This window comes from Sinomicrobium halophytocola, from assembly GCF_052983395.1.
In genome coordinates this window covers 197,961-213,075 of the sequence record NZ_JBRKIT010000024.1, presented here as the reverse complement: position 1 = coordinate 213,075, position 15,115 = coordinate 197,961, and the positions used below count along the sequence as shown (strand labels likewise).

The window sequence follows — 15,115 nt, the reverse complement described above, 5'->3', positions numbered from 1 at the left end:
AAAGTTCTTTATTGTCTTAGCCTCTCCAATATGATCAACTTTGTGATATTAAATATCAAATGGTTAATCAAATAAAATGAAGAATTTATGACAAATGAAAAAGATGTAATCATGAATGTAGTTCGTGATTATGCTACAGTTTTAAACACTGCCCGGATTGAGGCTATTCCCGGTTTTTACACCGACGATGCCATTTTTATGGCAAACGGCTCCAGAGGAATTACAAAAAATGATCTGCAAAAAAACACCGGCGGAAAATTTTTCAGCCATAACAGGTTCCGTATCGAATACAAGCCCGAAGAAATTATTGTATATGAATTATTCGCTTTTGTGACTGCCACGGCAAGAACATCTACAGATAACATTCCCCTCGGCATAACACTTAACAATACAACCCGTGATTTTTTTGTCTTTAAGAAGATAGCTGAAGATTGGAAAATTTTCCGGTATATGTTTAATAGTGACAATGCCCGGGCGATTTAAACCATGAAAACAGCAACATTATTTCGACCGGGCGGCCCCGAATATTTGTGCATCGTGGAAAGGCCTGTTCCTGTAGCTGTAGATGAGCAGGTATTGATTAGAGTAAAGGCATTTGGACTTAACCGTTCTGAATTAATGACCAGAAAAGGCTTCTCTCTCCAAGTACAGTTTCCCCGGGTTTTAGGAATCGAATGTGTTGGCGAGGTGGCATACGACCCGTCCGGGATATTAAAAAAAGGGCAACAAATCGCCGCCTTTATGGGTGGTATGGGCAGGGACTTTGACGGTAGTTATGCAGAATATACGGTTTTGCCAAGATCAATAATTATTCCTTTTGAAAGTAATCTGAATTGGGAAATATTGGGTGCTTTGCCGGAAATGTTTCAGACCGCATTCGGATCTTTACAAACGGCATTACAAATAGCTAAAGGCGAGCATATTTTAATCAGGGGTGGTTCTTCATCAGTTGGATTACTTTCAACACAGTTGGCCAAAATAAACGGACTTTATGTAATATCAACAACCCGGAATCCAAATAAAAAAAACTGTTTATCAGAACACGGCAGTGATGAAGTTTTCATTGACAACGGTGATCTGTCTTCTCAGGTTAAAAATCTACCTTATAAGATTGACAAGGTACTGGAACTGGTTGGAACCGAAACACTGCAAGATTCATTGAATTGTGTTAAACCCGGTGGAATTGTTTGTATGACAGGAATGCTGTCTGAAAAATGGACAATTGAGGAATTTGCACCCATGGATTATATTCCTGCCGGAGTTTATTTAACCGTTTACGACAGCGGCCGGTTAAGAGTTGAGGGGACTTTTTTTCAGGAATTTATCAAAGATATTGAAAAAGGGTCTGTTTTACCGGTTATCAAACATGTGTTTAAACTTGATGAGATAGTTGACGCACACAAATTGATGGAAAGTAATACAGGAGTTGGTAAAATTGTAGTTACTATCGAATAAAGCATTATAATGATGAAATCAGATTTACACATAAATCTACCTGTTATATCCGAAAAAACACTTTCGGATACATTCCGCCAGGATATAACCAAAGGATTAGGCGATAACCCGAAACGGTTGTTCTCAAAATATTTTTATGACGACGTAGGCGATAAACTATTTCAAAAAATAATGGAAATGCCGGAATACTATCTTACCGATTGTGAATTGGATATTTTCAAAAACAAAACGACAAGCCTGTCCCGGTTCATCCCGTGTAATAATAGGCCTTTTGATCTTATAGAACTCGGGGCCGGAGATGCTAAAAAATCGACCTATCTTCTCAAATATTTTAACACCCAGGGAATGGATTTCAGGTATATGCCTATTGATATTTCCGGCAATATCCTTAACGAGTTAGAAGAAAACCTGAAAAACGATATTCCGGAATTGAAAGTCGTACCATTAGAAGGAGAGTACTTTGAAATGCTAGACAAGGTCCTGGAATTATCCAATAAACAAAAGATCGTTTTGTTTTTGGGTAGTAACATTGGCAATATGGAAAGAGAAGATGCAGAAATGTTTTGCCGTGGTTTACACAACAAACTCACTACGGGGGATATTGTTTTAATTGGGTTTGACCTTAAAAAAAATCCGCATACTATTCTTAATGCTTATAACGATGTCAAAGGCATTACGGCTGCTTTTAACCTTAACCTTCTTTCACGCATAAACAAAGAATTGGGTTCGGATTTCGATGTCGACCGGTTTCAACATTATCAAAACTATGATCCGCTTACTGGAGAGTGCAGGAGTTTTTTGATAAGCCTTTCCAATCAACAGGTTTGTATCGGCGAAGAAGTGATCTCATTTGCAGAAAACGAGTTTATTCATATGGAAGTTTCCCGAAAGTTTTCACTAAAAGACATTGCCAGAATGGCTGAGATATCCGGATTTACACAGATAGCGGCATTAAAAGACACAAAAGGATGGTTTGTTGATGCTGTATGGCAGGTGAGCTGATCCAAAAAAATAAACACCATGAATGCAGAGACAATAACAAACGATAAAATTTCAGCACTTCAAAATCGCTATGCGGAAGTACGTAGCTTATCTGTAAAGATATGTGAACCGTTGGAAATTGAAGATTATGTGGTGCAGCCTGTAGGAGACGTCAGTCCGCCTAAATGGCATTTAGGGCATACTACCTGGTTTTTTGAAGCTTTTATACTCCAGCCCAATGAACCGGGATATAGGGTATTCCATGAACAATACAACTTTGTCTTTAATAGTTATTACGAAACGGTTGGTACGCGGGTTATCCGCACCAACAGAGGCAATCTAAGCCGTCCGTCCGTCGTGGATATTTATCGCTATCGTGAATATATTGACATCAAAATGAAGACTTTTTTTCAAAATAAAAACCTGAATGAAAATGTTTTACAGCTTATAGAACTGGGGCTTAATCACGAACAACAGCATCAGGAACTGTTGTTAGCTGATATCAAATTTATTTTAGGACATAATCCGCTGTTTCCCTCATATAATGGGGAAATAGTTGACAGCCAACGACACTCAAAACCGGTAAAATGGATCTCCTTTCCAGAAGGTGTATATGAGATAGGGTTTAAAGGAAGTGGCTTTTGTTTTGATAATGAATTGGGAAGACATAAAGTATATCTGAACGACTTCAAAATAGCCGATCGACCTGTTACCAACAGAGAATTCCTTCAATTTATGGAAGACGGGGGTTATAACAATTTCAAGCACTGGCATGCAGAAGGCTGGGATTGGGTTAAGCAAACAAATGCAAAAGCCCCCCTTTACTGGCATTTTATGGAAAACAAGTGGATGTATTACTCCTTAAAAGGACTAAAGGAAATTGATCTTGATAGAGCACTCTCCCATATCAATTTTTATGAAGCGTCTGCCTATGCCGCATGGAAGGGAATGCGGTTACCAACCGAAGCAGAATGGGAAGTGGCTTCTGAAAAGACAGATTGGGGATTACGCTGGGAATGGACAGGAAGTGCCTATTTGCCTTACCCCGGATTTAAAAAAGAACCGGGTGCGGTAGGTGAATATAACGGTAAGTTCATGGTGAACCAGATGGTTTTGCGAGGGGCATCGGTTGCCACCCCAAAAGGACATAGCAGAAATACTTACCGCAATTTCTTTTATACTAAGTCACAATGGCAATTTACCGGTATAAGGCTTGCAAAATAGTATTTTATTTAGAACAAAACGAAAAGGAAATATTCGGGCTTTCCGGTCCCGACAGCTGCGTGAAAGCAGCAATCGTAAAAACAATGCCTGCTAACAGACTAAGGCAAAAAAAGATTGTATAATCCGGTATCTTGAACAAGTTCAATGGTCTTTCTTAAACTTGTTTATAGGTTATTCTCATCTCTTTAAGGGAACTTTGCAGTGTGTTAAAATAACAGCTACAAATGAAAATACAAGTTTTTATTCAGAGACTAGTAATTGTGTGTTTCATAATGGTATTGAGTTTTTCCCTTAATGGACAAAACATTGAGAACACACGCTATTTTATGCAAAACCAAGTCATGCCAAACAGTTCGCAACCTTATGGTAACAACAAAAAACATGGACATTACCTGAAGTCTGTTGATGCTAACATCTATTACGAGGTGTATGGTGAAGGTAAACCATTGGTTGTACTACATGGCGGAATAGTAGGCAGTACAAAAGAAATGGGACAGTTTATAGATAGTTTATCGAAAAATCATAAAGTAATAGCTATTTCTACACGTGGCCACGGTAAATCTGAAATAGGACATATACTTCCTTCTTATGACCAGAAAGCCAAAGATGTAAATGCTGTTATAAGCAAAGAAACCAACGATAAAGTAATTGTTCTTGGTTTCAGTGACGGAGCATATACAGGATACTTCTTTGCTAAAAATTATCCTGGTAAAATATCCAAACTTATAGCTATCGGAGCCGGCGAATGGAAGAAAGGTTTTCGTCGCTTTAATATGAGTTCCGAAATAATTTCATCTGCAGATAGCCTTTACTGGCAACAACAACTCTCATTGAGGCCCGAACCGGAAAGAGTTGACGAATGGTTTCATACACTCAATGATTATTATAGTTCACTTGAAATCAGCACTACCATGTTTAAGGAAGTAAAATGCCCGGTACTGTTGCTCGCAGGTGAAAAAGATGAAAATGCGCCCTTATCAACAATTATGGCTGCATACGATTATCTTCCAAATGCTCAATTAGGCATTATACCTAATGCCCCTCATCCCGCTTTTATTACAAATTTTCCGGCGGTATGGTTTTGTATAGCACCATTTTTAAAACAGAAAACAGAACAAATTAAAAATTAAATAAAATGAATACAAACGTAGAAACCGTTCTTTTACACCACCTTACTGCCTTTGGCAATAATGATTTAGACGCAATACTTGAAGATTATACCGAAAATTCAATAATCTTTACCCCCGAAGAAATTATAACGGGCTTAGCTAATATCCGGATTTTTTTTAAGGACTTTTTTTCGGCAGTACCAACCGGCTCTGTTTTTGGAATGAAACAAAGAGCTATTGAAGGAGACGTAGCCTTTATAGTTTGGAGCAGTGAATCTTCAAACACCAAAATCCCTCTTGGGACCGACACTTTTGTTTTTAATGAAAATAAAATACAATATCACACAGTAGCAGATTACAGAATTAAAAAATAATGTATTACCATGAGAAGAGCTTTCAAGTTCGTTTTTTCCACAATTGCTGTGATGTGTGCAGGGCCGGCAGTTAACGCGCAGGAGTTTTTATCACCTGCAAATTCAACGGTTGAAGGTACCGCGCCTGGTATGAAGGTTAAATTGCTCAGTGAGACGGACCAGACTAAAACCTATGTCTTGATTTTCAAAAAAGAAGACGAATTGCGAGCAGGTTTGACCGAGTTTGCGAAAACATACAATGTAAAAAGTGCTCATTATACCGGTATTGGTGATGCTTTATCCGCCAAATTCGGCATTTTTAACTATAAAAGAAAAGAATTTAAGGTTATCTCCGTAGACTCTGCGGAAGTAGCATCATTTGAGGGGAATATAGTATTATATAAAAATGATCCTGTAGCGCATACCCACGCAAGTGCCGCGGCTACAAACGGATTGGTATATGGCGGTCATTTGTTGCAACTAATAGTGGGGCCGACATTTGAAATATTTGTAACCGTAGAAGAAACGCCCTTATATAAAAAATATGACCCTGAATTTGATGCTACCATTATAGCCCCTGAACTGGAAAATTAATCATTAACCATAAATATCATGGAAATAACAGCAGCTGTAGTAAAAGATAAAGGCGGTGAATTTAAATTGGAAAAAGTTACGCTTGATGAGCCAGGTGCAGAAGAAGTATTAATAAAAATTGTAGCAACAGGAATTTGTCATACCGATATGGTAGCCCGTGACTTTATAATGGGTGCCCCGGATTTCCCAGTGATATTAGGACACGAAGGGGCAGGAATTATAGAAAAAACAGGCGGAAATGTTCATCATCTAAAAGCAGGGGATCATGTAGTATTAACTTATGGTTTCTGTGGCGAGTGCGAAATATGTCGTACCGGAAACCCGGCATATTGTTACGAATTTTTCGATAGAAACTTTTCCGGTTCAACAATAGAAGGGCACCATCACCACCATGACCGTGACGGTAAAGATATTAATGACAATTTCTTTTCACAGTCATCCTTTGCAACATATGCCATAGCTCATAAAAACAATGTTATTGCGGTTCCAAAAGATGTCCCGCTTGAAATACTGGGACCACTTGGTTGCGGCATTCAGACCGGGGCGGGTGCAGTAATTAATACGTTGTGTATAAAAGCGGGAAGTTCAATTGTTATATCAGGGACTGGTGCAGTAGGATTATCTTCTGTAATGGCGGCAAAAGCGTCATCGGCAACTACCATAATTGCCGTAGATATTAATGATGAAAGGTTGGTTTTTGCGAAAGAACTTGGCGCAACCCATACTATCAATTCACTCAATGAAAATGTCCCTCAGCGAATTAAGAAAATACTGCCCAATGGCGTTCAGTACGGAGTAGATACAACAGGAAGAAACGAAGTTATTAATAACACATTGGAGAGCCTAGCTCCGGTGGGTGAATTAGCCATTATAGGTGTCGCCACAAAACCTTTAGAATTGCAGACAAATATTTTCCTTACCAAAGGATATAAAATCAGGTTTGTCAACCAAGGAGATAGTGTTTCGGAAGAGTTTATACCAAAATTAATTAATATGTTTAAAAACGGACAATTCCCTTTTGACAGGTTAATTAAAAAATATTCGTTTGAAAAGATAAACCAAGCTGTTGCGGATTCTGAAAAAGGAAAAACTATAAAATCGGTATTGCTCATTGGTGATTACAACAAATAGTCTGATACCATTATGAAAGCACTAATATCAATCCTCAAATTATCTACTTCTACTTACAAATAACATTGTTTATGGCCAGGTAAAATACCCCGTTAACAATCGATGAAAAAAGTACTACGGGTGAGTATCTATAAACCTCAAACAGTTCCTTCAAATTATATTATGTGTTTTATAATTCCGGGAGGGGCTTTTTATATCCTTGGATATGATGATTAAGGCATTTTCCTTGCAAAATCACTTGTTGTAAGAGGATATACGGCAGCAGTTCTAAAGTTCCGTTTGGCCCGGCTTAAACCCGGAATTTCCTTAGAACAATTAGCAAAGGTAATGTCGTTTTATAAACCCCGATCCTGGTAATCGCGATAAATATCAGGATATCAGGAACGGGATTTGAACATTTTGCCCGGTGATCAATATTTTTACTTGATTTGTAGCTTCAGGGTTATTTTTATCCTGGAATTTTCAAGAAAAATCTACCATAGCTTTGATAACATTGTTTTCCGGATCGAGCCAGCTATCAAAATCGCGGATCATTTCGGTATAATGTGCTTTGTGGGTAACAAAGGCTTCTACCGGGAATTCCCGGATATGGGCTATAACGTATTCAAAATCTTCCAAAGTGGCATTCCGGCTGCACATCAGGGTGGTTTCTTTGGCGTGTATTTTCGGGTGATTGAATACCAGGTCTTCTTTGGAGAGTCCCACAAGAACGTACCTTCCACCGTGTGCCATATAGTCCGTACCGCTTTCGAGTGCCCTTTTGTTGCCCGTAGCGTCAAAAACCACCGTAGCCAGGTCGCCATCGGTAATATTATCCACACCGGATACGGGGTCTTCGGAAATATGGAATACATGATCGGCACCGGCTATATCCCTGGCAAAACCTAACCGTGTTTGCACGGCATCTATGGCTATAACCCTGGCCCCGGCTATTTTGGCAAGTTTTATGATCCCCAGCCCTATGGGGCCACAGCCCACCACTACCACAGTTTCGTTAGACTCCAACCCTGCCCGGCGTATGGCATGTGCCCCGATAGCCAAAGGTTCTACCACGGCCATTTCTTCGTGCGACAAACCGTCTACCGGGATCAGGAGATCATTTCGCACAACAATTTCTTCCTGCATCCCGCCATCGGCATGGACGCCAAGCACACGAATATCGGTACAGCAATTGGTTTTTCCCTTCCGGCAGGCAATACAGTCGCCACAGCTTACATAAGGCATTACAATGACTTTATCTCCTGTCTTCAGTCCTTTATCGTTCTTTTCTATTTCCAGTATTTCCGCAGCCAGTTCGTGCCCCAGTATCCGGGGATACTGAAAAAAGGCCTGGTTACCCGCATAAGCGTGCAAATCGGTACCGCATATGCCTACTTTATGTATCTTGAGCAGGGCATGGCCTTCTTTTTTTTCCGGTTTAGGTTTGTCTTCCAGGACAAATTTGCCGGGGGTCTCACATACTATATATTTCATTTTTTTTAAGTTTTAGGTTGTAAGTTACGGGTTGCAAGTTTCAAGTTACAGGTTATAGGTCGCAGGTTTGGGCACAAAACGAGGTGGCTGAGTGTTCCGAACTACGTTCGGAATGTATCGAAGCCACCGGGTTACAGGTTCCATATTCATTTTATATTTAATACTATTTCCGCCGGTTCCAGTCCTTCCGAACGGGCTTTGAGAACAACTTTTTCACCGCTTCCATCGGATTGCAGGATGATCAGGCATTTTCCGTTAAAGGCGTTCTTTTCCGGGGCTTTCATGGAAGTGGTGTCGGCCTGGTAGCCGTTGTCCACTCCTACTATTTTGGCTCCCCCGCTTACTTCAAAAAATACTTTGTTGTCCGCTTTCGGAACAATATTTTTATCTTTATCCACTACATTTACGGTTACAAAGCACAACGTTTTTTTATCTTTCTTCAGATCGTCCCTGTCGGGCTGTAATTGCAGCGCAGCGGCTTTTCCTGCCGTACGGACCTCCTGCTCCAAAACAACTTTACCGTTTTTCCGGGATACGGCTTTAAGCGTTCCGGGAGTATAAGGCACACGCCACATAACATGGAATACATCTTCCTTTTTGGACTTGCTGCCAAGCGATTTGCCATTGAGGAAGAGCTCTACCTCATCGGCCTGGTTGTAATAGGCCCATACATCTACCTCCTGCCCTTCTTCCCAGTTCCAATGAGGGAATACGTGTAGCACAGGTTTATCGGTCCACTCGCTTTGGTACATGTAATATACATCTTTCGGAAAACCTGCGAGGTCTACAATACCGTAATACGAACTCCGTGCGGGGTAATCGGGGTATGGTACGGGTTCGCCGAGAAAATCAATTCCCGCCCATACAAATATACCGGAAATAAAATCGAGGTCTTTAACTACCTTCCAGGTTTCTTCATGGGTCGATCCCCAGTAAGCTGCAACCTGGTCATAAGCCGATACGGTATAATCTTCATGTCCTTCAAAAGGCGCATCGAATGCTTCGGGCCAGTGCATGATACTGTCCGACGGCATGTCGTAACAGCCCCTGGTGGCAAGACCCGAAACATTTTCCGATGCGATAAATTTTGCTCCCGGGAACCGGTTGGGAAGGTCTTTATAGGCATCTATTTTATAGTTAAACCCGAGTAGGTCCAGCGCGCCGGACTGGTATATAAAGTTCTTTCCGGGTTCGTTTTCAGTCAATGCACAGGTCACGGGGCGGGTAGTATCCAGCGATTTTACGATATCGGTAAGTTCCCGTGTTATGGCTATGCCGGTACTGTCGAATTGTTCGCGAATCTCGTTGCCTATGCTCCACATTATCACGGAAGGGTGGTTCCGGTCGCGCTTTATAAAATCTTCCAGGTCTTTTTTGTGCCATGCGTCCCAATCGGTATGGTAATCTTCCTTGACCTTTTTCTTTTTCCAGGAATCAAAAGCCTCATCCTGTACAATAAATCCCATTTCGTCACATAGCCGGAGTAATTCCGTTGAATGCGGGTTGTGCGCGGTGCGAATGGCATTGGCCCCCATTTCTTTCATAAGGGTGAGTTTCCTGCGGAGCGCATCCCCGTACACTGCCGATCCCAGGGCCCCGGAGTCGTGATGCAGGCATACACCGAGTATTTTCATGGATTTGCCATTGAGCGAAAAGCCTTTTTCAGCATCAAAGTCAAAATACCGGATACCGAGCGGGGTTTCGTACTCATCTGTTTTTTCTTCTCCATCATAAACCCGGGTAAGTACTTTGTACATATCGGGGCTGTCTACACTCCACAACTGCGGCTCCTGTACTGCCAGGTGCTGCCGTACTGTTATGGTTTGCCCGGAAGCTATATGCCGGGAAGATTCAGTCGTTGCCACACTACGGCCATTGCTGTCCATGATTTCCGATACGACTTTCAGTTGCCTTTCTTCCGTATTTTCATTAGTCACCTCTACCTCCAGCGTTGCTTTGGCAGAAGCCCTGGAGACTTCGGGAGTGGTGACGTATGTGCCCTGCGGCGCTACATGTAATTTCCCGGTAGCTACCAATTGTACATTGCGATAGATACCGGAACCGGTATACCAGCGGGAATTGGGTTGCGGGGAATTGTCTGCCTTTACGGTCAGTACATTGTCTTTTCCGTTAAAATTAAGATAGGCGCCAATATCGTAGCCGAAGGAGATATAACCGTTGGCCCTTTTGCCCAGGCTATGCCCGTTGATCCACACTTCGCTGTTACGGTATACCCCGCCAAATTCTATCCGTACGGACTTATCCTGCCATTCATCCGGAACTTTAAATGTTTTGCGGTACCAGCCTATACCCGTGGGCAATGCGCCTCCGGCAGTACCTGCCGGGTTGTCTTTTCCGAACTCTCCTTCTATGCTCCAGTCGTGGGGCAGGTCGAGCACGCGCCAGGAGCTGTCGTCATATTCCATAGCAGAAGCATTAAGACTATCTCCCAACAGGAACTTCCAGTTTTCATTAAAGTCCTGAATGATCCGCGCCGGTTTTTCTTCGGTATGACAACTAAAGAAGATTACAGCTATGGCCAGGTAAAACAGGTTCTTGGTTGTTTTTATCATAGTATTGGTTACATTACAAGTTCCAGGTTACAAGTTCCAGGTTACAGTTTCAAAGCCAAAAATAGAGGTGGCTGAGTGTCCCGGCTCCGCCGGGATGTACCGAAGCCCCGCGTTACAGGTTATTACACAGAGATACTCAAAGACACTCAGAGGTTCACAGAGGGTATTTGACCCGGGTAAGCTTTTTTCTTCTCTTCTCCAAGGTCTAACATCTTACATCTAAAATCTCCCCTATTGAAATTCCATTTTATCCAGTCCCTAAACTGGTGCTCGTTTGAGCAAAGCGGAAACGAGTACCTATTGTAAAGTGCGTTTGCAACGCACACGAAAAGACGGACTTTTTATTTTTTCTATATATAAGTTCTGAGTTCTAAAGTCTCTCATCTTAAATCTAAAATCTTATATCTTATATCTCCTCTATTGAAATTCCATTTTATCCAGTCGCAATCGGCTGAGATCGGGGGCGGACAATCGTATTTTATAAGTCCCCGCATTGATATATCCTCCCGTGGTAGTATTGAGTATTTTCCATTTTACATCCGCTACCGGGAAGTTTATCTCATCATCACGAAGCACTATACCGTCGGAAGATTCTATTTGCAGCCTGACTTTTGCCGCTTCCGTGCCGGTATTCATATACCGGAAACGAAGCAGGTATTCCCCGGCCAGGCCCGGGTTTACTTCCCAGGTAATGCTGTTGTTCCCGTCTTTTACAAAGGTTACATAATCTTCTTTTTTAAAATGTCCGCGTTCCGCTTCTTTCCCGGATATGGCGGCATCCTCGGCTTCGTGCGTAAACACAGGACGCGAGTCATCATCTTCTCCCATATCGTATTCCGGCACCACCACAATACTATACATACCTACCCGCTTATTTTCCCCGGTCCCGTTTTTACCGAAAACTACGTCTTCACCCCGGGTTGCCTTACGGTGGTAAACGGTATATGTTTTTCCGGCTCCGTCTGCCGCTACATCTCCTGTTTTTTCATATCCTTTAAGCCACACAGGTAAAACGGTCACCACGCTATCCATAAGCACATAGACATCGGAGTTCCGCAAGGGGATAAAACTACCGCGGAAGTCTTTACCTGCCAGCTCTTCCCAAAAGCGTATACGGTCCGCCCCGAAAAGCTGGTAAGGCAATGCTGAAAAACGGACTTCACTATCGGTACATACCCGGTCTCCTGTATCTAACCAGGAAACTATCTCGTATTTCCCCTGTATTGCGGCATCGGCCTGTACCCCGGTAATATTGGCAGGCGATGCCGGGGCCGCGCGGGCTACGGCATCATCCGCAGCAATAGCTATACCTGATATAATAGCCTGCCCGGAGGTTACTTCGGGAAAGGATATTTTTAGCTTTCCTTGTTCTGCTCTTGCCCGAAATGTTTTTTTTAAGGCTTTGTCATGTCCTGCTTCTTTCCAGATATCGAGATTGTGAAGTACGGTTTTATCATTGATAGCAATATCAAAATTACGCCAGTTGCTGCAATCGGTATGTGTACCGGTTCCGTACCAGGGTTCTGTAAAAAACAGGGTTACGGTATATTCCCCGTCAGGTACCGGGAATTCGTAGCGAAGCCTGTCCATACCGTAACGGTAATGCTGGAACAGCCGCCAGTTGGCGGTACCGGAAACCGGATCAAAAGTTCTGCCCTGGCTGGCATAAAAATCGGGAAGGCCAGCGAAATCATCGGTCCAGGAAAGGGAACCCCAGGTATTTTCCCCGCTCTTATGCACATCGGCAGCCCAGATATTGCCATAGGTATCCGTATATTCCGCTCCCCCGGCATTTACCCGGTACAGGTAATTTTTATCCCTTTCGGGTTCCATGATATCTTCTGTAGTCTCTTTCCATTGTTTAAGTCCGGGGGCTTCGGGCAAGTGATGCAGCACGACATGATCTCTCGCTACTTCCCTGCCGTTCTCATAGCCTACGGCATAAAGCAGGTTGTGCTGTACGGGTACGTTATCCCAATGAAAATGCTTCCCTTTGCCGGGGTTTTTCTTTTTACCCAGCGAGATCTTACCGGTATCATTGAACAATTCCACTTCCTCGCAATTGGAATATACGACAATACTGTCTTTGGTCCCGGCTTTTGTCCATCGGTCCGGCCAGGAATGGGATACGATATAAATCATAGGGTCCTCATGGGCCGGGGCATAGTTGGCCATATACATATAATAGGCATCGAGTGGTTCTCCCCATACGGTAAACAGGCCCTTGTAATTTACCGGGCCTACGCGGTCCATATCGCGCCATGCTTCACCGTTCTGGATTCGCCCCGGATTTTCATGTGATGCGAACAGCCAGTTGAACTGGCCTGCTGCCTTATCCCTGACGGATTCGGCCTGGGCTACCTTGATCTCCATAAGTTGTGAAAAACGCTCTTCGGTATAGACTCCCTTCTGACGGAAAGGGCCTTCTCCGTGCAACCCGGCAGTACGCCAGGCGCCATACTCTCCGTTGAGCCATTCTTTACTGAGCTCAGCGCCGTAGTTAAAGGGGTCCCCTCCATAGGTGCCCGACCAGTTTTGTATGACATTCCAATCTGTCCCTTCTCCGCCGTTACAGGTCGTAACCAGTCTTTGGGCGGATGCGGTCGGGTCCATTTGTCTTATGATTTCGGTACACTCCCGTGCAAAGGCTTCGGGGATAACACTTTCGTTCTGTAGTCCCCAGAGCACTACGGAAGGACTGTTCCGCCGTTCGCGTATCCACTGTTTTAAGAGTTTTTTGAAGTTTTCGCGAAATTCGGGAGTATCGTACCAGATATGTGCGGAAAACTGGCTCCAGAACAGCAGGCCTTCTTCATCGAGATGTTCCTGGTATCGCAGATTATGCGGTTGGTGTGCTTCCCGGAAAGCATTGAACCCGGCAGCCTTTACCTGGTCTACCCGTGCTTTTACCTGTGTACCGCTAAAGGCATGACTTTTCCCGGTAAGGTGCTCGTATTCGCAGGTTCCGTTGATAAACAAGGGTTTGCCATTGAGGTAAAAACGTCTGTCGTCTCCTTCTCTACCCGCCGGCCAGCTGATCCAGCGTATACCGTAAGGAGTACCTATGCTGTCCACAACTTTTCCGTTCTCCCTGATGACGGTGGACAACTGGTACAAATAAGGGTTTTCGGGCGACCATAAATGCGGACGCTCCACTTCGAGTTTTGTTTTTGCGGTCTCCAGGACTTCTCCCTTTTTCAGCGATACATTCTGAACGGCCTGTGCGATAATCTTGTTCGTACTATCCCGTAAAGTATGCTTCAGTTGTACCCCGGCCCGCTTTGTACGGTAATTATGTATTTCGGCTGTTACCCATAACAAGGCTTTTTCTTCGGATACTTCGTCGCCGTTCCAGATATGTACACCGAATGGCTCTACACGAACATCTTCGGTAATCACAAGGGATACGGGACGAAATATCCCCATAGGTTGTGATCCTTCGGAAAATCCCCATTCGCCGGAACATCCGCCGCATACCCAGGGCAGATCGGCTATAAAGGCAGGGTGTTCTGCTTTTACGGCTATGATATTGGGCTTGCCGGTATGTACGGCATCCGTAATGTCTATGGTAAAGGTGGTTCGCCCGCCCTGGTGCTCCCCGAGTTTCTGGCCGTTGACCCATACGGTCGCATAAGACCCGACACCTTCGAAGAACAGGAAATAATGTTTGTTCTTTTCTTTTTTGTCCAGTGACAACTCACGGCGATACCAGGCGGTACCGTGACGATTACCATGCTTCATCCGGCGGTATCCCTCGTAACGGTCCCAGTTGTGCGGAATGTTTACCTGTTGCCAGGCGGTATCAGGGAAATCACGGCGAATAAAGGATGCTTCTCCAATAGTGTCCCGGCTTTCTTTGATCGTGGTTTTCCAATCTGCATCCAGGGGAATGACCCGGCGGACAGATTTTTCCTGGCCGGCGGACATTCCCGGAATGCAGCACCATAAACATATTAAAACTAGTATTTTGTACATTTTTTTATTTATAGTTGGGGTGGGTTGTGGATTCGAGATTCGAGGTTCGAGGTTCCAGGTTTCAAGTTTCAAATTGCAGGTTAAAAGTTGCAGGTTTCGGGTTACAAGTTACAGGTTGCGGATTTGTGGATTTGTGGGTTTGTGGGTTTGTGGGTTTGTGGGTTTGTGGGTTTGTGGGTTTGTGGGTTGCAGCCAGAGCAAAGGCGGCTGAGTGTTCCGGGCATAGCCCGGAATGTATCGAAGCCCC

General features: G+C 43.5%; 11 protein-coding genes. 8 read left to right on the top strand and 3 right to left on the bottom strand.

Going from position 1 to position 15,115, the window contains the following annotated elements; translation table 11 throughout:
* The first annotated feature begins 87 nt into the window (after nt 1-87).
* From ACVBDY_RS08550 to ACVBDY_RS08515, 8 genes are all read left to right on the top strand, one after another.
* Nucleotides 88-483, top strand: coding sequence for a YybH family protein (locus tag ACVBDY_RS08550; RefSeq protein WP_447175052.1), 396 nt, complete (start codon nt 88-90; stop codon nt 481-483).
* Nucleotides 484-486: 3 nt separating this feature from the next.
* Nucleotides 487-1,455, top strand: a complete 969-nt coding sequence (locus tag ACVBDY_RS08545; RefSeq protein WP_447175051.1) for a zinc-binding alcohol dehydrogenase family protein — start codon at nt 487-489, stop codon at nt 1,453-1,455.
* A gap of 9 nt (nt 1,456-1,464) precedes the next feature.
* The gene (locus ACVBDY_RS08540) at nt 1,465-2,457 is read left to right on the top strand and encodes an L-histidine N(alpha)-methyltransferase (protein ID WP_447175050.1); all 993 of its coding nucleotides are present in this window, start codon (nt 1,465-1,467) and stop codon (nt 2,455-2,457) included.
* A gap of 18 nt (nt 2,458-2,475) precedes the next feature.
* The gene (gene egtB, locus ACVBDY_RS08535) at nt 2,476-3,660 is read left to right on the top strand and encodes an ergothioneine biosynthesis protein EgtB (protein ID WP_447175049.1); all 1,185 of its coding nucleotides are present in this window, start codon (nt 2,476-2,478) and stop codon (nt 3,658-3,660) included.
* 224 nt (nt 3,661-3,884) lie between these two features.
* Complete coding sequence (locus tag ACVBDY_RS08530; RefSeq protein ID WP_447175048.1) at nt 3,885-4,790, top strand: alpha/beta fold hydrolase; 906 nt, start codon at nt 3,885-3,887, stop codon at nt 4,788-4,790.
* Between the two features lie 5 nt (nt 4,791-4,795).
* Entirely contained in the window at nt 4,796-5,143 is a 348-nt protein-coding gene (locus ACVBDY_RS08525; RefSeq protein WP_447175047.1) for a nuclear transport factor 2 family protein, read from the top strand.
* A 9-nt stretch (nt 5,144-5,152) separates the two neighbouring features.
* Nucleotides 5,153-5,716, top strand: coding sequence for a PPC domain-containing DNA-binding protein (locus tag ACVBDY_RS08520; protein WP_447175046.1), 564 nt, complete (start codon nt 5,153-5,155; stop codon nt 5,714-5,716).
* Nucleotides 5,717-5,734: 18 nt separating this feature from the next.
* Nucleotides 5,735-6,847 (top strand): NAD(P)-dependent alcohol dehydrogenase, encoded by a 1,113-nt coding sequence (locus ACVBDY_RS08515; protein ID WP_447175045.1) that lies wholly within the window; start codon nt 5,735-5,737, stop codon nt 6,845-6,847.
* A gap of 462 nt (nt 6,848-7,309) precedes the next feature.
* Here the strand turns inward: ACVBDY_RS08515 and ACVBDY_RS08510 are convergent, their stop codons facing one another.
* The 3 genes from ACVBDY_RS08510 to ACVBDY_RS08500 form a co-directional block, all read right to left on the bottom strand.
* Nucleotides 7,310-8,320 (bottom strand): zinc-binding alcohol dehydrogenase family protein, encoded by a 1,011-nt coding sequence (locus ACVBDY_RS08510; protein ID WP_447175044.1) that lies wholly within the window; start codon nt 8,318-8,320, stop codon nt 7,310-7,312.
* A 146-nt stretch (nt 8,321-8,466) separates the two neighbouring features.
* The gene (locus ACVBDY_RS08505) at nt 8,467-10,893 is read right to left on the bottom strand and encodes a glycoside hydrolase family 2 TIM barrel-domain containing protein (RefSeq protein WP_447175043.1); all 2,427 of its coding nucleotides are present in this window, start codon (nt 10,891-10,893) and stop codon (nt 8,467-8,469) included.
* Nucleotides 10,894-11,310: 417 nt separating this feature from the next.
* Entirely contained in the window at nt 11,311-14,868 is a 3,558-nt protein-coding gene (locus ACVBDY_RS08500) for a malectin domain-containing carbohydrate-binding protein (RefSeq protein WP_447175042.1), read from the bottom strand.
* Nucleotides 14,869-15,115 lie beyond the last annotated feature (247 nt).